General features: G+C 70.5%; 19 protein-coding genes. 2 read left to right on the forward strand and 17 right to left on the reverse strand.

Annotated features, from left to right (window positions below):
- Positions 1–17 precede the first annotated feature (17 nt).
- The gene (locus OIE40_RS13170; protein WP_264702951.1) at positions 18–1,457 is read left to right on the forward strand and encodes a glycine hydroxymethyltransferase; all 1,440 of its coding nucleotides are present in this window, start codon (positions 18–20) and stop codon (positions 1,455–1,457) included.
- A 78-nt stretch (positions 1,458–1,535) separates the two neighbouring features.
- Here OIE40_RS13170 and OIE40_RS13175 read toward each other — a convergent pair whose 3' ends face one another.
- Positions 1,536–3,233: a DUF2207 domain-containing protein gene (locus OIE40_RS13175; RefSeq protein WP_264702952.1), complete on the reverse strand. Its 1,698-nt coding sequence runs from the start codon at positions 3,231–3,233 to the stop codon at positions 1,536–1,538.
- 146 nt (positions 3,234–3,379) lie between these two features.
- Between OIE40_RS13175 and OIE40_RS13180 the strand changes: the two genes are divergently transcribed.
- Positions 3,380–4,531, forward strand: a complete 1,152-nt coding sequence (locus OIE40_RS13180) for a neutral zinc metallopeptidase (RefSeq protein WP_264702953.1) — start codon at positions 3,380–3,382, stop codon at positions 4,529–4,531.
- A gap of 18 nt (positions 4,532–4,549) precedes the next feature.
- Here the strand turns inward: OIE40_RS13180 and OIE40_RS13185 are convergent, their stop codons facing one another.
- From OIE40_RS13185 to OIE40_RS13260, 16 genes are all read right to left on the reverse strand, one after another.
- Entirely contained in the window at positions 4,550–5,251 is a 702-nt protein-coding gene (locus tag OIE40_RS13185) for a GNAT family N-acetyltransferase (RefSeq protein ID WP_264702954.1), read from the reverse strand.
- Positions 5,248–5,724 carry a 2-C-methyl-D-erythritol 2,4-cyclodiphosphate synthase gene (ispF, locus tag OIE40_RS13190; RefSeq protein ID WP_264702955.1) on the reverse strand — a complete coding sequence of 159 codons (477 nt, stop codon included), beginning with the start codon at positions 5,722–5,724 and terminating at the stop codon, positions 5,248–5,250. Before ispF ends, OIE40_RS13185 begins: the two co-directional genes overlap by 4 nt.
- Entirely contained in the window at positions 5,721–6,521 is an 801-nt protein-coding gene (gene ispD, locus OIE40_RS13195) for a 2-C-methyl-D-erythritol 4-phosphate cytidylyltransferase (RefSeq protein WP_264702956.1), read from the reverse strand. The genes ispF and ispD overlap by 4 nt, the downstream gene beginning before the upstream one ends.
- A gap of 21 nt (positions 6,522–6,542) precedes the next feature.
- On the reverse strand, positions 6,543–7,499 hold the full coding sequence (locus tag OIE40_RS13200; protein ID WP_264702957.1) for a sugar-binding transcriptional regulator: 957 nt from the start codon (positions 7,497–7,499) through the stop codon (positions 6,543–6,545).
- A 25-nt stretch (positions 7,500–7,524) separates the two neighbouring features.
- The gene (locus OIE40_RS13205) at positions 7,525–8,832 is read right to left on the reverse strand and encodes an NAD(P)H-dependent oxidoreductase (protein WP_264702958.1); all 1,308 of its coding nucleotides are present in this window, start codon (positions 8,830–8,832) and stop codon (positions 7,525–7,527) included.
- Positions 8,829–9,269, reverse strand: a complete 441-nt coding sequence (locus OIE40_RS13210; RefSeq protein ID WP_264702959.1) for a transcriptional regulator GutM — start codon at positions 9,267–9,269, stop codon at positions 8,829–8,831. Before OIE40_RS13210 ends, OIE40_RS13205 begins: the two co-directional genes overlap by 4 nt.
- Positions 9,270–9,272: 3 nt before the next feature.
- Positions 9,273–9,644, reverse strand: coding sequence for a PTS glucitol/sorbitol transporter subunit IIA (locus OIE40_RS13215; protein ID WP_264702960.1), 372 nt, complete (start codon positions 9,642–9,644; stop codon positions 9,273–9,275).
- Between the two features lie 150 nt (positions 9,645–9,794).
- On the reverse strand, positions 9,795–10,805 hold the full coding sequence (gene srlE / locus OIE40_RS13220; RefSeq protein ID WP_264702961.1) for a PTS glucitol/sorbitol transporter subunit IIB: 1,011 nt from the start codon (positions 10,803–10,805) through the stop codon (positions 9,795–9,797).
- Positions 10,802–11,389: a PTS glucitol/sorbitol transporter subunit IIC gene (gene srlA, locus OIE40_RS13225; RefSeq protein WP_264702962.1), complete on the reverse strand. Its 588-nt coding sequence runs from the start codon at positions 11,387–11,389 to the stop codon at positions 10,802–10,804. The genes srlE and srlA overlap by 4 nt, the downstream gene beginning before the upstream one ends.
- Before the next feature lie 84 nt (positions 11,390–11,473).
- On the reverse strand, positions 11,474–12,787 hold the full coding sequence (locus OIE40_RS13230; protein ID WP_264702963.1) for a dihydrolipoamide acetyltransferase family protein: 1,314 nt from the start codon (positions 12,785–12,787) through the stop codon (positions 11,474–11,476).
- A 3-nt stretch (positions 12,788–12,790) separates the two neighbouring features.
- A complete protein-coding gene (locus OIE40_RS13235) occupies positions 12,791–13,783 on the reverse strand; it encodes an alpha-ketoacid dehydrogenase subunit beta (protein ID WP_264702964.1) in 993 nt (330 codons plus the stop codon).
- Positions 13,780–14,778 carry a thiamine pyrophosphate-dependent dehydrogenase E1 component subunit alpha gene (locus OIE40_RS13240; RefSeq protein WP_264702965.1) on the reverse strand — a complete coding sequence of 333 codons (999 nt, stop codon included), beginning with the start codon at positions 14,776–14,778 and terminating at the stop codon, positions 13,780–13,782. Before OIE40_RS13240 ends, OIE40_RS13235 begins: the two co-directional genes overlap by 4 nt.
- Positions 14,779–14,904: 126 nt before the next feature.
- Positions 14,905–15,390 (reverse strand): CarD family transcriptional regulator, encoded by a 486-nt coding sequence (locus OIE40_RS13245; RefSeq protein ID WP_264702966.1) that lies wholly within the window; start codon positions 15,388–15,390, stop codon positions 14,905–14,907.
- 273 nt (positions 15,391–15,663) lie between these two features.
- A complete protein-coding gene (locus OIE40_RS13250) occupies positions 15,664–17,694 on the reverse strand; it encodes a PTS fructose transporter subunit IIABC (RefSeq protein WP_264702967.1) in 2,031 nt (676 codons plus the stop codon).
- Positions 17,695–17,720: 26 nt separating this feature from the next.
- Entirely contained in the window at positions 17,721–18,680 is a 960-nt protein-coding gene (gene pfkB / locus OIE40_RS13255; protein ID WP_264702968.1) for a 1-phosphofructokinase, read from the reverse strand.
- On the reverse strand, positions 18,677–19,444 hold the full coding sequence (locus OIE40_RS13260) for a DeoR/GlpR family DNA-binding transcription regulator (RefSeq protein WP_264702970.1): 768 nt from the start codon (positions 19,442–19,444) through the stop codon (positions 18,677–18,679). The genes pfkB and OIE40_RS13260 overlap by 4 nt, the downstream gene beginning before the upstream one ends.
- Positions 19,445–19,449: the final 5 nt, after the last annotated feature.

A 19,449-nucleotide genomic window follows, 5' to 3' on the forward strand; every position in this document is an offset into this window, starting at 1 on the left:
GAGGGAGTACTGAACCTGTGTCCGAGCTAGCCGCCACCGCGTCCGACATCTACCGCAACGTGCTGTCCGTCATCGAAACCGTCGAGCCGAGGATCGCCGACGCGACCCGCGCCGAACTGGCCGACCAGCGGGCGTCGCTCAAGCTGATCGCCAGCGAGAACTACGCCTCACTGCCGGTGCTGATGACGATGGGCACCTGGTTGTCGGACAAGTACGCCGAGGGCACGGTCGGCCACCGCTTCTACGCCGGCTGCCAGAACGTCGACACCGTCGAGTCGGTGGCCGCCGAGCACGCCCGCGAGCTGTTCGGCGCCGAGTACGCCTACGTGCAGCCGCACTCGGGCATCGACGCCAACCTGGTCGCGTACTGGTCGATCCTGGCCCACCGGGTCGAGTCGCCGGCGCTGGAGAGGCTGGGCGCCAAGAACATCAACGAGTTGGCCGAGGACGACTGGGAGACCCTGCGTCGGTCGTTCGCCGAGCAGCGGGTGATGGGCATGAGCCTCGACGTGGGCGGCCACCTCACCCACGGGTTCCGGCCCAACATCTCGGGCAAGATGTTCCACCAGCGCAGCTACGGCACCAACCCCGAGACCCAGCTGATCGACTACGACAAGCTGCTGGCGGACGCCCGCGAGTTCAAGCCGCTGATCATCGTCGCCGGCTACTCGGCCTACCCTCGCCGGGTGAACTTCGCGAAGATGCGCGCGATCGCCGACGAGGTGGGCGCGACGCTGTTCGTCGACATGGCGCACTTCGCCGGCCTGGTCGCCGGCAAGGTGTTCACCGGCGAAGAAGATCCGGTGCCGCACGCGCACGTGGTCGCCTCGACCACCCACAAGTCGCTGCGCGGGCCGCGGGGCGGCTTCGTGCTGGCCACCCCCGAGTACGCACCGAGCGTCGACCGGGGCTGCCCGATGGTGCTGGGCGGCCCGCTGTCGCACATCATGGCCGCCAAGGCGGTCGCGTTCGCCGAGGCCCGCACCGACGCGTTCCGCGGCTACGCTCAGGCGGTCGCCGACAACGCCCAGGTGCTCGCCGAGGGTCTGCTGAAGCGTGGCGCGACGCTGGTCACCGGCGGCACCGACAACCACCTGGTGCTGATCGACACCGGCTCGTACGGGATCACCGGGCGGCAGGCCGAGTCGGCCCTCCTCGACTCGGGCATCGTCACCAACCGCAACTCGGTGCCCAACGACCCCAACGGCGCCTGGTACACCACCGGCGTGCGGATCGGCACCCCGGCGCTCACCTCCCGCGGCTTCGGCGCCGACGAGTTCGACAAGGTCGCCGAGCTCATCGTGAACGTGCTGCAGGGAACCACCGCGGCCGCGACGGCCTCCGGTGCCCCCGGAAAGGCGAAGTACAGCCTCGCCGACGGGGTCGCGGACGCCACCCTCGCGGCGGCGTCCGAACTACTCGACGCCAACCCGCTCTACCCCGGCCTCGAGGTCTAGCCGGCTCGATCGACCCGAAGCGTAAAGAAGCGTCCCCGCGGACCACCTGGTCCGCGGGGACGGTTCCGTCCGGTCCGGTCAGCGGGCGAACAGCCTGCCCTGCATGGTGGTGATCAGCCGGGCCAGCGAATCCGGCAGGTCGGAGAGGTGCCAGTCGGCCGGCGCGCGGTACCAGTCCAGGTCGGTCGAGTCGGCGACGTCGTCGTCGTCGGCAGTAACCAGGGCCTTCACCCAGCGCTCGTAGCCGCCCAGCACGATGGCGTAGGGCAGCACCTCGGACAGTTCGCGCAGCTCCTGGCCCTTGGGCATCTGGTCGGTCGGATGGCCCAGCAGCTGTGCCCGCAGCAGGCCGAGACCGTTCAGCAGCGCGACGCCCTTGACCGAGCGGGCCGGCATCTCCTGGCCGAGGAAGATCACCAGCAGCGACACCGCGATCAGGACCAGGCCGACCAGGCCGAAGTTGGTGAACGCGGCCAGCAGGATGGTTGCGATCACAGCCACGACGAAGAACGCCAACCCGCCCCGGAACCAGGTGTTGCGGGTCTGGTCGGGACGCTGCCCGAACCACCCCAGGGCGACGACGTCGTCGTAGAGCTGATCCTGCACGGTGCCGATGACACTGCCGACCGCCTCGGGCAGCTCCGACAACGCGACCGCGCCGCCGCCGGCGGGCGCCACGGCGTCCAGCAGGGTCTGCTCGTAGGGGCGCAACTGGTCGCCGCCCTCGCGGCGGGTGAAGGTCCACTCGCCGGCGGCGTACTTCGAGGACTTGGGCAGCTCCTCGATGAGCAGGTGGCCGCGGACGGCGAGATCGATCAGCGAGGCGGTCACGTCGACCGGGTCGACCCGCTCGTCGACCAGGGTGCCGACCTGCCCGGGCCGGACGCCGTCGCGGACGCGAAACTCGGCCTGGCCGTCGGCCACCGGGTGGAAGTCGGCGACCAGGGTCGGCTCGGCCGACTCGCCGACGGCGTCCCGGCCGATCTTGCGGTGCAGCGCCCAGAAGGCCAGCCCGCCCAGCACCAGCAGACCGAGCGCGATGCTCAGCGGCAGCGGTTCGGTGGAGAACGCGCGACCCAGCGTCCAGAGCTGGCGGACCTGCTCGTTGGCCGTCACCGCACCGGCCGGGAAGCGCATCGTCGTCTCGACGATCTCGCCGGCGCCGCGCGGACCGTCCTGGAAGGTGGGATCGGGGTAGTCGTGGGTGCCGCCGCCCCACAGCACGCAGGCTCCGGGCGAGACCGGCGGGCCGGCCTGGCACTGCACGAGCTCGATGATGGCCGGCACCTTGAAGGTGGCGGTGAACTCACGCACGGGCAGGCTCAGCCCCTGCAACACCTGCCAGCTGACGGTGGTCTCGCCGGTCGGCTCGGTGATGGCGGCGCCCAGCACGGTGTAGCTCAGCACCACCGGGGCCGTCACCCCGGCCGTCGGCAGCGTGACCACGGTGTAGCCGGTCTCGTTGCTCACCTTGGCGTCGATGGCGGCACCGCCGACGGTGGCGGTGACGTTGGTGACCTGATACACGTACTCGCGGTCGCCGATCACCTGCTTGGTGGTGGCGAAGCGCTGCACCAGGCTCTCGGGTGGGGTGCCGTCGAAGGTGATGGTGGCCTGGATGTTCACCGAGCCGTCGGCGTTGACCGTGCCGGCCACCGCGTAGCTGGCAACCCACTCGGCCGCGAACGCCCGCACGGCGGCAGGGCCGCCGAGCACGGCGGTGACAACGAGCAGACCGGCCAGCAGGCGGGCCGTGATGGTGGACAGTCTCGACACGATCGGTCCTTCGGGTCGGGCCAACAGGGCGGGGCGCAAGGCGCGTGAAGAAACTACCGCATACTGGGCCGCCAGCGGCCGGGTCCGGGGGCGAATTTCCTTGCCGGAGGGGTGGCTGCCGACACCGCGACCGTTATTGTGTTCGCGTGACGCAGCCGTATCCTCCGCGCCAGCCGCCGTACCCCGGTCAGTGGGGGCAGCAGCAGGGCTGGCCCGCGCAGCAGGTCCAGCAGGGGTGGAACCGCCCGCAGCAGGGGTTCGGCCAGCAGGCCTGGCCCCAGCCGCAGCAGCAACCCGCCGGCTATCAGGCGGGCGGTCAGTACGGCTACCAGCAGCCGGGCGGCTTCACGCCGGCCCCGGCGCCGCAGCGCGGCGGCCGCAGCCCGCTGGGCCGCATCCTGGTCATGCTGGTCGCCGTGTGCGGCCTGCTGCTGGTCGGCGTGATCGTCGCGAACCTGAGCAGCGGCCGCTCCCCCGGGGCGAACCCGACCCCCGACAACTGGACGCCGCCGCCGGTCGACACCGACCCGTCCGACCTGCCCGCCCCGAAGACGTACACGGAGGCCACGGACTGGGTCAAGAACAACAGCGTGTACAACCAGTCGATCACCATTCCGACCAACTGCAGCGACCTGCAGCCGATCGATGCGCTGAACGCCAGTGAGGACGAACTGAACGCGCACCTGCAGTTGCTGACGGCCTGCCTGGTCAAGGTGTGGCAGGGGCCGCTGGAGGCCGCCGGCTTCGAGATGCCGCGCCCCCCGGCCACCGTCTACAACCAGCCCATCCAGACGGCATGCGGCAAGCTGGACAGCGTCAACGCCACCTACTGCGGAGCCGACCAGCGGATCTACTACGCAAAGCCGCTGCCGAAGATCTTCCCGCAGAACCTGCAGGACAGCCGGTTCCTGATGGAGATGATCCTCGGTCACGAGTTCGGGCACGCCATCCAGGCCCGCACCGGAATCCTGATCTCCAGCAACGCCCTCGAGCAGCGCGAGAGCACCGAGTCGAAGGCCAACGTGTGGTCGCGCCGGATCGAGTTGCAGGCCGACTGCCTGGCCGGCATGTGGGTGCAGTCCGTCGCCCCTTCGTCGGGCCTGAGCGGCAACGACCTCACCGTGCTGACCCAGGTGGCCGGCGCCCTCGGCGACGATGAGCTGTCCGGCAAACCGAACATCGACTCGGGCCACGGCCTGGGCCAGACCCGGCAGCGCTGGTTCAGCACCGGCCTCACCGGCGGTGCGCAGGTGAGCACCTGCAACACGTTCACGGTGCCCGACGGCCAGGTGCGCTGAGCCCTTGCCGGACGCGCCTCAGCCGGACGGGTGGTGGTGCAGCGGGTCGCCCACGTCGCCGAACCCGAGGCGACGGTACACACCCCGACCGGACGCCGTGGCGGCCAGGGTGGCCGGCGTCCGCACGTTCACCGCAACGGCCGCCGCGGTGAGTGCCGCGCCGATACCTCGACCGCGTAGGGCGGGCATCACGCTGACAGCTCCGACGTTGTTCACCAGCGGGGTCGACACCGACAGGGCCGTGCCCGCACCGAGGCCGTCGAGTTCGGCGATCAGCAGCCGCAGCCCCGGCATCCGCCGGCTGCCGGCCGGATGCAGCTCGCCCGAGCGGGCCGGCACCTCGCCGCCGGCGGCCAGGAAGGCCAGGTACTCGAACCAGGCCACGTCGCCGTCGTCGACCGCGGGCCGGATCACCAGTCCGGGCACGTCCGGCACCGCCGGCGGCGGCCCCGCCGGCCGGATCATCCAATGCCCCGCCGGTTCCGGTTCGCGCCCGGGCAGCCGCAGCCGGGCGTAGCTGTCGCAGACGATGCCGGTGACGTCGGGGCCCGGTACGGCGTCGGGGGTGAGCGTCACAGCGCCCAGCAGGTAGCGGTGCGGCACCGGCCCCACCGTGTGGGCGAGCACACCGTCGTCGCTCCACCGGGCGCCCAGACTGCGATGGGCGAGCCCCTGCCAGGCGGCTTCGCCGTGGGCGCACAGGGCGACCGGGTCGGTCACGCCGGGAACACCAGGGCGGTGGCGATCGCGGCGACCCCCTCACCGCGTCCGGTCAACCCGAGACCGTCGGTGCTGGTGCCGGACACCGCCACCGGCGCCCCCAACGCCTCGGTGAGCAGCCGCTCGGCCTCGGCCCGCCGCGGCAGCAGCCTGGGGCGATTGCCGATGACCTGCACCGAGACGTTGCCGATCTCGAACCCGGCCGAACGGACCGATCCGGCGATCTCAACGAGCAGCCGCACGCCGGACGCCCCGGCCCATTCCGGCCGGTCGACGCCGATCGTGCCCCCCAGGTCGCCCAGACCGGCGGCCGACAACAGCGCGTCGCAGATCGCGTGACAGGCCACGTCACCGTCGGAATGCCCGGCCAGCCCGCGTGGCTCGTCGGGGAAGTGCAGCCCGGCCACCCACAGCGGCACGCCGTCGGCCAGCGCATGGACGTCACTGCCGAGGCCGACCCTCGGCACTCTCACAGCGGGCTCCGCACCACCGGGGGCGTGGACTCGACCGGCTTGACGAACCAGGCGAACGGACGATGCCGCAACACCCGGCGGAAGGAGTGCCGGCCCACGCCGGCGCGCAGCTTCAGGAAGGCGTGGGCCAGGTCGAGATCGGTCGCCGAGGTGATCTTCAGCGCCGTCATGGCACCCTTCACCAGCGCCACCGGATGCCCCGCCGCCTCGCACACCGAGATGTCGTCGGTGCATTCGATGCCCTGCTGGGCTGCGTAGTCGTGGCTGGCCTCGAGGACGTCGAGGTCGAATCCCTGCGGGGTCTGCACCGCCCGCAACCGGTCCCGGTCGACGATCCTCAGCCGGCCGTCGTCGGCCTCTTCCCGGATCGAGTCGGCGACGGGGATGGCCGGCGCCACCGCGACGGCGCCCTCACGAATGGTGCGGATCACCCGGGCCACGACGGTGGCCGGTACCAGTGGCCGCACGGCGTCGTGCACCAGCACGACGCGGGCGGCGTCCAACCCGTCCACGCCGCGGAGCGCCTTCAGGCCCTGCCGCACCGACGCCTGCCGGGTCTCGTCGCCCTCGACCAGGGTGACCGGGATCGGCGAGGCCGCCAGCACCGGCGCGAAGTGATGCTCGCCGTTGCGAGGGATGACGACGACGGCGTGGCTGCAGCCACCCGCGGCCATGGCCTCCACCGACATCGCCACGACTGCCTTGCCGGCCAGTGTCGTGACGGGTTTGGGCACCGGGCCGCCGAAGCGGACTCCGCGTCCGGCGGCGACGATGACGGCGGGAACTGGCTCAGGCACAAGGGGCAGTGTAGACGCCGCTCAGTTGCGCTGCAGGACGGCCTGGGCGAGGGCCACGTCGAGCACGGCGATGTCCAACACGCCGGTGCGCAGCGCGGCCCGGAAGCCCCGGGCCTTCTCCTGACCCGCGGCCAGCCCGATCACGCACGGGACCCGGCGCAGGTCGTCCAGGGACAGCCCGATCACCCGGTCGGAGGTGGGCGGGCCGACCTCGGCGCCGGTGTCGTCGAAGAATCGCCCGGAGATGTCACCGGCCGGCTTCTGCGCCAGGAACGTGGCCAGTTCGGCCTCGGACAGCTTCATGTCCTCGACAATGGTGACCGACGAGCGGACGCCGAGCGTCCCGACCCCGACGAAGGCGTGGTCGACCTCGGCGGCCCGCTCGAGGGCGGTCCGGATCGACGACTCGGCCACGAACGCCTGCTTGGTGTGCGGCGACTCGACCACGGCGGGCGCCAGGAACCGGCTCGGTTGGACGCCGCAGCGCCGGGCCAACGCCTGCACCAGCGTGCCGCCCGCGGCCGCCATGTCGAGCCCCGGATTGCCTCCGGCCAGCGGCAGCACCTTGAGCAGCGGCACCACCCGCTCAGGCACCTCGGCCACGAAGGCCTCCAGCGTGCTGCCCCAGCTCAGCCCCACCCTGCGCATCTGGCCCAGCCGCTCGCCGAACAGGTCGGCGGCCAACCGGCCCACAGACTGCAGCGCGTCCGCGGAGGCGTTGGGGGCGCCCACCCGTGCCTCGGTCAGCCCGAACTCGTCGACGAGCCGCTGTTCGAGCTCGGCGACCCGGCGCACGGGCGAGCGCGGATCGTGGATCCGCACCTCGACGATGCCCTGGTCACGGGCCGCGGCCAGCACCCGGGACACGGTCGCCCCGGAAAGGCCGAGCACGCGTGCCACCTCGCCCTGGGACAGCCCGTCCTCGTAGTACAGACGGGCCGCCTTGACCAGGGTGTCGAGGGAGCGGGTGGCGGCCATGCTCGCCCCTTCCGATTCTCCGGGATCAGCCGCGGCCCAGAGTACCGTTGGCCACCATCGCGTCCTGCAGCCGGCGCATGGCCACGATCGGACGTGACTCGTCCAGCTCGATGTCGGCGTAGCTGACGGTGTCGCCGGCGGCGACGTCCCGCACCAGGGTGCAACCGGCGATCAGGCCGATCGGCACCGCGCTCTTCGCGGCGGCGTCCGAGGCGGCGATGGTGAAGCCGTGCACGTGGTGGCCACCGATGCCCTCAAGCTTCGTGCCTGCGGTGAGGTCGGACTTGGCGACCGCGGTGACCTCCGACGTCCAGCCGATCGGGTGGAAGGTCGAGCGGCCGTCGATGATGGCCTCGCCGATCGACAGGTTCGCCTCGATCGAGGCCAGGTGGTAGGGCCGGTACAGGGCGTAGTACGGACCCTTGCCGAGCTTGAGGTAGTCGAGTTCGTGGGTGACGACGTCGTTGACCGACTTGGCGATGACGAAGACGCCGGGGGCCACGTTGCCCGTCACGTATTCGACGACCGGCCCGTTGCGCTCGATGATGCCCCCTGCCGTGGTCGGCACGAGTTTCGTCGCCAGTTCGTCGACCGAGCACGCGACGCCGTGCATGCCGGGCACGTCCACCGGATATCCGGTGGCGTTGGACAGCGCGCACATCTCCAGCTGGGTCTTGCTGCCGTCGGTGAACGAGCACAGCATCTTGGGGTTCATCCCCTTCGCCCTGGCCTCGTCGGCGACGTCGGTGGGGGTGTCGGTGGGCCGCATCGGGTTGTTCTTGCCCTTGCCGGCCACGACCACCTCGAGCCCGATGTCGTGGGCGTACTCGACCAGCTTGAGGCACTCCGGCGGCTCGTCGCCGCGGCAGACCGCGTAGATCGGGCCGCCTGGCTTGTTGCCCATGCCGGCCAGCAGCAGCCCGACGGTGATGTCGGCCTCGACGGTCATCAGCAGGGTGTGCTTGCCGGCCAGCAGCCCGGCGTAGGCGATCTCGGCCGCGACGTCCGGGACGCCGGATACCTCGACGATGACGTCGATCGGCAGCCGGGTGAGCAGCATCCCGTCGCTGAGCGCCACCGACTCACCGGCCTCGATGGCCGCCGCGGCGTCCGTCGCGTCGTCGGTGCTGGTGACGGTCTCACAACCGGCACCGGCCAGTGCCCGCTCGGCCCGGCTGACGTCGATGTCGGCGACGGCCGACATGGCCAGGCCCGGCACCCGGTTGATCTGGGCGACCAGGCCGGAACCCATCTGCCCGGCGCCGACGACGCCCACCCGGACGGGCCGTCCGGTGGCCTGCTCGCGCTCGAGCAACCGCTGGCTGTAACTCATGCTTGCACCTTCCTCGTGGCGCCGGACGCGACCTTGCGTGGGGCGTTGATCCTCTTCTCGCCGACCCGTGCACGGGTGGCCTTCAACTGGCTCAGCGCCATGTCGATCGCCTTGCCGGTCTGCTTGTCGCCGGCCCGCTGTTTCAGGGTCGCGACCGGTCCGGTCAGCTCGGGGGCATCCTTGGCGGTGGCGAAAATGGTCGATCCGCGCAGCTTGCTGGCGGCCACCACCTCGTCGGCGGCGTCCTCGATGACGAGCATGACGATGGTGCCCTTCAGCTTGCCCAGCCCGCGCCCGGTGACGAGCAGCCGCCCCTGGCCGTGGTGCGTGCGCACCATCGCATTGACCGAGCGGGCGTAGCGGCCCTGCTGCCACAGGCCGAGCATCAGCGAGACGACCAGGGCGCCACCCAGGATGGCTGCGAACTCCCAGCCCATCGTTCACTCCCCCTTGAAGGTGATCGCCGACCCCGCGGTGGGGTGCGGGAAGCCGGAGCCGGTCGCCTTGATCGCGCCCGGCAGCAGCGGCTGGTCGGGGCTGTTGACGTAGATCACGGCGTGCCCGAGGTCGGTCAGGTTGAGGTTGGCCCGCTCGCCGACCTCGTCCAGCCGCAGTTCGATGTCGCCCATCAGCAGCAGGTCGCCGACCCTGATCTGCCGGGCGGGCGCCTGCCTTGTCCCGTGCACGATGCTGACCTCGGCCAGCGCGTCCGGCACCGGGTCGCCGAACAGGATGTAGCAGCCGCCGTCGAAGAGTTCGGTGGTGAACTCGCCGACCCGGTCGATGGTCGCCGTCCACAGTTCGCTTGCCATGGGTAGTCCTTTGTTTGGGGGTCGTGCCCGCCACCCCTCGCCCAACTATTTCGCGCTCGCGAGGTGAGCGAGCGGCAAATGATCGGGCGAGCGGTAGCCGGGTTGGCGGGGGGTGGTCCCGGTGGTGCGGGGCCACCCCCAGCCGCTGGGTCAGATCGCGAACGACGCCAGGTAGGCGAGGAGGACCGCGATCGGGGAGGTGATCAGGCGGCTGAACAGCACCGCCGGGACGCCGACCGAGACCGTCTCGGGCTCGGCCTCGCCCAGCGACAGGCCGACCGGGACGAAGTCACAGCCCACCTGGCCGTTGATGGCGAACAGGGTCGGCAGCGCGTACTGCACCGGCAGGGCGCCGGCACCGATCTGCTGGCCCATCAGGACGCCGACCACCTGCGCGATCGCGGCGCCCGGGCCCAGGATGGGCGACAGCACTGGGATGGCGGTGATCACACCGAGCAGGATCAGCCCGAACGGGTTGCTGACCAGTGGCGTGACGCCGTTGGCGATCCACTCGCTGATCTTGGTGTAGGTGACGATGCCGATCAGCAGCGACACGTAGGCCATGAACGGGATGATCGTGTTCAGTACCAGCTTCATCGCCTGTCGGCCGGAGCTGAGCAGGGTGTTGATGAAGTAGCCGATCGCCTCGCCGAAGCTCACCACGAGCTTGGTGAAGCCGCCGGCGTCCTTGGCCGCCTCCTTGGCCTGGGCCTTCTGCGCCTCGTACTTGGCGCGGTCGGCGTCCGCGGCGTCCACCTGCGACGACAGCGGCTGGGCCTGGGTCACGACCTCGCCCGCCACCGACACCTCGTTCGGCGTCACCGCCGAGACGAAGATGTCCTCGGTGATGAACTGCGCCAGCGGGCCACCGGGCTCGCCCGGGTAGACGTCCACGGTGGGGATCCGCTTGCGCGGGTAGACACCGATCCGGGCGGTGCCGCCGCAGTTGATCACCGCGCACATCACCTTGTCGTCGGCGATGTGGTTGGTGAAGCCGTCCACGGCCTCGGCGCCGGACAGTTCGGCGATCTTGGCGGCTACCGGGTGGATGCCACCGCTGGTCACCGACAGCACGATGTTCTTCTCGTCGGTCGGGGTGAGGGTCAGGCCTTCGCCCCAGCCGCCGCGTCCCTTGCGGATCGAAACGGACTGATAGGTCATGACTTGGCCCCCTGGATCTGGCCGGCGGCGTAGGCCGCGTCGAACTCGTCGAAGCGCTCCTGGTGACCGCCGCGCTTGATCAGCAGCTTGGTGATGAACTCGGTGACCACGCCGCGGATCAGGATGACCACGATGCCGACGATGAAGTACAGCGCCGCCAGCCGGGCGTAGGCGCCCGGGTTGATCGCCAGCACACCGGCAGAGACGCCGGTCCAGACGAAGATCTCACCCGCGTTGGCGTGCGGGAAGAACGCGGTCACGGGGTGCACGAATGAGACCGCCGAGTCGTAGAACGCGGGCTTCTGCTTCTCGGGCAGGAACCTGCCGAACGAGTAGCACATCGGGTTGGTTAGCATGATCACGGCGATGATCGGCATGATCGTGTACCGGGTGATCTGGTACTTGCCGGCCCACTGCACGGCGCGGGTGACCCGCTCCTCGCCGATCCATGTGGTGATCGCATACATTGCGGTCAGCAGCACGATGAGCAGCGGCAGAATGCCGGTGACCAGGCCGGTGAAGCTCTCCGCAGCCGCCTTGAACAGGCCGATGAAGCGTTCGGCGAACCAGGTGATGACGTCCATGTGATCCCCCTCCTTTCACGTGTTTCGTTGATTGATTTGCGGCCCGGAGTCCGTTCTCCGGGCCGTCCCCTTCCCGCCCCGGCCTCAGCCGAGCAGCAAGAAGGGGTCGTTCAGAATCTCCTGCATGGTGGCGAACGCCCGGGCGGCGTCCGCCCCGTCGGCCACCCGGTGGTCGACGGTCAGGCCCGCCTCACACACCGTCTTGGCCCTGATGGACCCGTCGGCGTCGAAAGCGGGTTGCACCTCGACGGTGCCCAGCGACAACGCCGTCGCTTGCGGCGGGGTAAGCAGCGCGTTGAACCGCTGCACCCCGAACGAGCCGAGATTGGACACCGTTCCGGTCCCGCCGCCCATCGTGCTCGGATCGGCCCTGCCAGCCTTGACGGCGGCAGCGAGTTCCTTGATCGCGGCGTTGAGCGCCTGGATCCCCAGGTCCTGGGGGTCACGCAGCACCGGCGCCAGCAGCCCGGTGGGGGTGTCGATCGCCAGCGCCACCCCGACGTGCGGATTGGCGCGGACGCCGTCGCCGGCCCAGCTGCCGTTGAGCGAGGGGTACTCGCGCAGCATCAGGGCGTAGCCGCGCAGCAGGATGGTGTTCCAGCTGACGCCTGCCAGGGAGGCCTTGCGGGCCACCGCCAGACGGCTCAGGTCGAGTGAGCGCCACACGGTGAACTGCGGGATCAGCGCGGTCGACTCCAGCACCTTGGCGGTGGCGACCCGCAGCCGGCGCGACTTGGCGTCGCCGAGCAGGTCCCCACCGGCCCGGCCGGTCGCCCCCTCGCCGGTCGGGGCGGCCGCGACCCGGGCCACCGGCGTCGGCGGCTTGCTGTCCGGCGACGGCGCGGAGGGCGGGCTGGCCGGCTGGGCCGGCTGCCGGTCGCGGGCCTCGATCGCGGCCCGGACGTCCCTGGCCCGGATGGTTCGGTTCGGCCCGGCGGGCTCGACGCCGGAGAGTTGCAGCCCGGCCTGGGCGGCCAGCTTGCGGGCGAGCGGGACGGCGCGGGTGCGGCCACGGTCGGCCTCGTCACCGGCCGGCTCGTCCTCGCCCTCCGGCGCCGCGATCGCGTCGTCGGCAACGGCGTCCGACGGCACCGCCGAGTCGGCCTCGCCGGCCCTTGCGGTGGGGGCAGCGAAGAGGTCGCCGAGCAGGTCGTCCTTCTCGGTCTCGATCCAGGCGATCGGCTCGCCGACCGGCACCTCGGCGCCCGGCTGGGCGAGGATCTCCACCAGCGTGCCGTCGCAGGTGGACTCGACTTCCATGTCGACCTTGTCGGTGGTCACCACCACCACGGCATCACCGTCGGTGACGGCTCCGCCGACGTCGACCAGCCACTCCTCGACGGTGCCGAACTCCATCGTCATCGACATCTTCGGCATGTTCAACGGGACGCGGGGCACGGGTCACCACTCCCCGACCAGGGCGGACGCCGCGGCGACGATGTCCTCGACCTGCGGCACGCTGGCCCGTTCGAGCTTGGGGCTGTACGGAATGGGGGTGTCCAGGCCGCACAGCCGCTTGATCGGCGCCTGCAGGTCGCCGAAGGCGGGCGACTCGGCGATGGACGCCGACACCTCGGCCATGAACCCGCCGAACTTCGCCGACTCCTGCACCAGCAGCACCCGGCCGGTGCGCGACACCGAGTCGAGGATCAGCGGCAGGTCGAGCGGCTTGATGGTGCGCGGGTCGATCACCTCGGCCGAGATGCCCGACTGGGCCAACTGCTCGGCGGCCTGCACCGAGCGCTGCACCTCGATCGAGGTGGCGACGATCGTGAGATCGGTCCCCTCGCGTTCGATCCGGCCCTCGCCGAGGTGGGCCCGGGGGAACTCGGCGGGCACCTCGAACGACTGCTTGTAGAGCAGCTTGTGCTCCAGCACCAGCACCGGGTTCGGATCCTCCAGCGCGGCGAGCAGCAGCGACCCGGCATCGGTGGCGTTGGAGGGCATCACGACCTTCAGGCCCGGAATGTGCGCGAACCAGGCCTCGAGCGACTGGCTGTGCTGGGCCGCCGCTCCGGTTCCGGAGCCGCCCGGCGTCCTGATCACCAGGGGGACGTCGGCCTGCCCCCCGACCATGAAGTGCAGCTTGGCGGCCTGGTTGACCACCTGGTCCATCGCCTGGCAGAGGAAGTCGGAGAACTGGATCTCGACGATCGGCCTCATCCCGGTCAGGGCGGCGCCGACGCCCATGCCGACGATGCCCAACTCCGAGATCGTGGTGTCGCGGACGCGGTCGGTGCCGAACCGCTCGTACAGGTCGTTGGTGACACCGAAGGCGCCGCCGTACACGCCGACGTCCTCACCCATCAGGAAGACCCGATCGTCGTTGGTCATCGCGGTGGCCATCGCCTCGCGGACGGCCTCGGCGTAGGTCATGGTGCGCAGGTCGCTCACGCCCGGGCCCCCAGTTCACGGGCGTCCACCGGGGACGGCGCGTAGACGCCGGCCAGCATCGCCTCGACGGTGGGCTCGTCGCCCTGGGTGCCGAAGCGGACGGCGTCCCGGATCTCGGTGCGGACCTCGTCGGCCACGGCGTTCAGCTCCTCCTGGGTGGCGGTGTCCCGCTCGAGCAGTACCGCGGCGTAGGCGGCGATCGGGTCGTGGGCCCGCCATTGCGCGATCTCCTCGCGGGTGCGGTACAAGTTCTTGTCGGACTTGGAATGACCCCGCCAGCGGTAAGTGAGTGCCTCGATGAAGGTCGGTCCCCCGCCGGCACGGGCCCGCTCGACGGCGGTGTTGACCGACTCGAAGACCGCCTCGACGTCGTTGCCGTCGACGGTGAGGCCGGGAATGCCGTAGGCCGCGGCCTTCTCGCTCAGGTGCTCGACCTTGAAGGCCTTCTCGCTCGACATGGACATGCCGTACTTGTTGTTCTCGCAGATGAACACGACGGGTAGCTGCCACATGGACGCCAGGGTCAGCGCCTCGTGCCAGGCGCCCTCGCCGACTGCGCCGTCACCGTGGAAGCACAGGCAGACCTGGTCGGTGCCCCGCAGCTGGTTGCTGAGCGCCGCACCGGCCGCGATCGGCGGGCCGCCGGCGACGATGCCGTTGGCACCCAGGTTGCCGGTGGCGACGTCCGCGATGTGCATCGAGCCGCCCCGTCCGCGGCAGTAGCCGTTGTCGCGGGCCAACAGTTCGGCCATCGAGCGGCCCAGGTCGGCGCCCTTGGCGATGCAGTGCCCGTGCCCGCGGTGGGTCGAGGTGATCTGGTCGCCCTCCTTCAGGGCGGCGCAGGCGCCGGTGGGGACCGCCTCCTGCCCGATCGAGAGGTGCATCGTGCCGTGCATCATGCCCCGGCCGTACAGGTCCTCGACCGCCTCCTCGAAGAGACGGATCCGCCACATGGTGCGGTACGCGTCGATCTCGTCCAGCTGCTCTGCTGCCATGGCCGGAACAGTAGAGAACCAATCAGTGATTCTGCAAGTCTTTTCCAAACTTGAAAGTTCTTGCACCACCCAGGCGCAAACGAAACCGGCCGCCGCAGGAGCGACGGCCGGTTCAGTGAATGGTTGTCAGGAGGCCAGTACCTCGTCCAGCAGCACCTCGGCACGATCCTCTTCGACCTTCTCGGCCAGAGCGAGCTCGGAGACCAGGATCTGCCGGGCCTTGGCGAGCATCCGCTTCTCGCCGGCCGACAGGCCACGCTCACGCTCACGACGCCACAGGTCGCGAACCACCTCGGCCACCTTCAGCACGTTGCCGGAGTGCAGCTTCTCGAGGTTCGCCTTGTAGCGGCGCGACCAGTTGGTCGGCTCTTCGGTGTGCGGCGCCCGGAGCACGTTGAACACCCGCTCGAGACCGTCGGCGTCCACGACGTTGCGGACTCCGATCTCGTCGAGGTTCTGTGCCGGGACCCGTACCACCAGATCGTTCTGGCCGACAATGCGCAGCACAAGATAGAGCTTGTCCTCGCCTTTGATCGTCCGGGTTTCAATGTCTTCGATGACGGCCGCCCCATGATTGGGGTAGACCACCGTCTCACCGACTTCAAAAGTCATCTAGCAGACCCCTTTCCCAGTCACCCATAGTAGCACGGAAAGGTCCCCTAATCGAAACGTTCGTCCTAGCCAGAGCCACTTTAGGGGGTTGACAAAGGCGTCGCCGGTATGCCCGAGGCCGCCGGAAGCGCGCGTTCCAGATTCACCAATGCGGCTCTGACAACACCAAATGATCGTCGGTGCTGCCGTTGTTTTGCCGCCGGCGACGTTCACCGTGGGCGGACGCGACCGAGCCCGCCGGCGTGGGCCGGCGGGCTCGGTGAACCGGTGGGATCAAGCCACTGCCGCGACCTGCTTGGCCGGCCAGAACTGCTTCATCGCGATCACCGCCAGGGTCGACACGATGGTGCCCGCCGCCAGTGCGATCAGGAAGCCCCAGATCGGGTTGATGGCGAAGAAGACGAAGATGCCGCCGTGCGGGGCCCGCGAGCCGACCCCGAGCGCCATCGACAGCGCGCCGGTGACGGCACCACCCGCCATCATCGAGGGGATCACCCGCAGCGGGTCGGCCGCGGCGAACGGGATGGCGCCCTCGGAGATGAAGGACGCACCCAGCAGCCAGGCGGCCCGCCCGTTTTCCAGCTCGACCTCGGTGAACAGCTTCTTGCGCAGCGTGGTGGCCATGGCCAGCGCCAGCGGCGGAACCATGCCCGCGGCCATCACGGCGGCCATGATCTGGAAGGACGCCTGCGACTGGGCCGACAGACCGGCGGTGGCGAACAGGTAGGCGGCCTTGTTGACCGGACCACCCAGGTCGAAGCACATCATCAGGCCGAGGATGACCCCGAGCAGGATCGCCGAACCGCCGGACATGCCCGACAGACCGTCCTGCAGGGCGGTGGTCAGTGCCGCGAGCGGCTTGCCCAGCAGCAGGTACATCACCAGGCCGACGACGGTGGTCACCACCAGCGGGATGATCACCACCGGCATCAGGCCCTGCAACCAGCGGGGTGCCTTGCGATCGGCGATCCAGGCCGCCAGCACGCCGGCCAGCAGGCCGGTCACCAGAGCGCCCAGGAAGCCGGCGCCGACGGAACCGGCCACCACGCCGCCGACGAAGCCGGGAGCGATGCCGGGGCGTCCGGCCAGGGCGTAGGAGATGTAGCCGGACAGGGCCGGCAGCAGGAAGCCGAAGGCCGCACCACCGATGGTGAACAGCAGCGCGCCGAAGTAGTTGCCGAAGCCGGAGGCCCAGCCCGCGTTGATGGCCAGGGCGGCGATGGAGTCACCGCTGGCGCACGTTTCGGCGTCCACCCACGAGGCGAGGTCGGCGCAGGTGCGAGCACCCGTCGCGCCCGCCTTGAGGGCGATGTCGAAGCCGCCGAACAGGAAGCCCAGGGCGATCAACAGGCCGCCGGCGGCGACGAACGGGATCATGTAGGAGACACCGGTCATCAGCGCCTGCTGGACGCGCTTGCCGACGCTGAGCTGGCTGCCGCCCTGGCTCGCGCCGGCCGCGGCCTTGTCGCCGCTCACCTTGCGGGCGTTGGGATCGGTCGAGGCGGCGATCGCCTCGGAGATCATGGCGGCGGGCTCGTTGATGGCCCGCTTCACGCCGGACTCGATCACCGGCAGGCCGGCGAACCGTTCCTTATCGCGGACGCCGACGTCGGTGGCGAAGATCGCAGCGGAGGCGCTGGCGATGACCGCCGGATCGAGCGGGGTGACCTTGCCGGAGCCCTGTGGCTCGACGTGCAGTTCGACGCCGGCGGCGCGGGCCGCCTGCTCGAGACCGTCCGCTGCCATGAAGGTGTGGGCGATGCCGGTCGGGCAGGCGGTCACCGCGACCATGACCTTCGCGCCCTCGGCGGCCGCGGGAGTGGCGGCCGCGACGGCGGCGTCGGCCTGTTCCTCGGCGTGGATGGCGTTGTTGACCAGCGTGACGATCTCCTCCGGCGTGCTGGCGTTGCGCAGCCCGTCGGTGAACTCGCTGCGCATCAGGTTGCGGGCGAGCTCGGCCAGCAGGGCCAGGTGCGCGTCGTCGGAGCCGTCGGACGCGGCGATCAGAAAGGCGATGTCGGCCGGCCCGTCGAAGGCGCCGAAATCGACGGACGGCTTCAACCGGGCGAAGACGAGTGAGTTGGTGGTGACCGCGGCGGAGCGGCAGTGCGGAATCGCGATGCCGCCACCGAGGCCGGTGGGGGCCTTCTCCTCACGGGCCAGCGCGTCGGCCTCGAGGCCGGCGGCCTCGGCGCGGCCGGCCTTGGCGACCAGTTCGGCCAGATTGTGGATGACGTCGTTCTTGGTCGGGCCAAGGTCGGCGTCGAGCACAACCAGATCAGCAGTGATCAGGTCCTGCGACATTGTGGGTTCCTTTCGGGTGTTTCGGATCAGGCCAGGTCGGTGACGACGACGGCTGCGGTGTTGAGATGCTCTGGCCTGGGCAGGGCGCTTCCGGCCATGGATGCTGCGGCGGAGCCGTACGCCACAGCGGTTCGAAGGCGGTCGGGGGCGGCTTCTCCCCCGCAGTCGGCCAGCACGTAGCCGGCCACCGATGAGTCGCCCGCACCGACGGTGCTGCGCGGGACGATGGGCGGAGGGGCGGCGTGCCAGGCGCCCTCGGCGGTGACCAGCACCGCACCCGAGGCGCCCAGGGTGCCCATCACCGCCCGGACGCCCGCGGCCACCAGGCTGCGCGCGGCGTCCACCGCGGCGCCGGGGTCGCCGGCCTTGGCCGCAGCTTCGAGCTGTTCGGCGTCCGCCCCGGTGAGTTGGGCGAGCTCGTCGGAGTTGGGTTTGAGCAGGTCGGGCGCGGCCTCGGGAAAGTTGTCGACCAGCGCCTGCAGCGGCTCGTCGGAGGTGTCGACGGCCACCTTCACGCCCAGCGGCCGCAGCCGCCGCACCAGGGTGGCGTAGAAGTCGACGGGCACGCCGGGCGGGAGCGAGCCGGACAGCACCACCCACTCGGCGCCGTTCGCCTGGTCGACGACCAGGGCGGCCAGTTGCTCGACCAGCTCGGCGGTGAGCTCCGGCCCGGGTTCGTTGAGCTTGGTGGTCGTGCCGTCGGGTTCGGTCAGAGTCAAGTTCGTCCGGACGCCCTCGTCCACCTCGACGGTGCGGTAGTCGACGCCCAGGTGGCGCAGGGCGCCTAGGATCGGGTCGTCGGCCGGAGCGGGCAGCACGGCCCGGACGGCATGGCCTGCGTAGTGGATGGCCCGGGCGACGTTGACCCCCTTGCCGCCCGGCTCGACGGTGACCCCGCTGACTCGCTGGACCTGCCCGCGCGCCAGGGGCGCGTCGAGGCTTGCGGTCCGGTCGAGGCTCGGGTTGGCGGTCAGGGTGATGATCATGCGGTAACAACCTCCAGTCCTGCGTTGACCAGTTGCTGACGATCAGCCTCGGCCAGACCGGCGTCGGTGACCAGTACGTGAATTTCGTTGAGGGCGGCAAAGCTGACGAGCAGCGTAACGCCGATCTTGGACGAGTCGGCCAGCACGACCCGACGCCGCGAGCCGTGCACCATCGCCCGCTTGACTGCCGCCTCGTCCGGGTCGGGGGTGGAGAACCCGTGCTCGGCGGTCAGCCCGTTGGTGCCGAGGAACGCGACGTCGCAACGCAGCCGGCCCAGCGCCTCGACGGTCTCGCCGCCGACGGTGGCCTGGGTGAGGCCGCGGACCCGTCCGCCCAGCAGGTGCACATCGCCGCGCTGGGACAGCGCCAGCTGCGACGCGATCGGCACCGAGTTGGTGACGACGGTGCGGGGGTGGGCACCCATCGCCGCAGCGAAACGGGCGGTGGTGGTGCCCGAGTCGATCAGCACGGTCGAGCCTTCGCCGGTGGGCAGGAAGGCGAGTGCGGCCTGTGCGATGCGCGCCTTCTGGGCTGAGAAGGCCGGCTCGCGATCGGCGACGGCGGTCTCGACCAGGCGGACGTTCTCGGCCGGCACGGCCCCGCCGTGCACCCGGCGCAGGATGCCGCGCCGGTCGAGCACGTCGAGGTCGCGGCGGACAGTCTCAGTGGTAACGCCGAAGCGTCCAGCCAACTCGGTCACCGACACCCGGTCGTAGCGCAGTGCCAGGTTGACGATCGTGCGTTGTCTTTCCTCGGCGTACATCGGTG

Origin of the sequence: Micropruina sonneratiae (assembly GCF_025972045.1) — a bacterium.
Lineage (GTDB): Bacteria > Actinomycetota > Actinomycetes > Propionibacteriales > Propionibacteriaceae > Micropruina > Micropruina sonneratiae.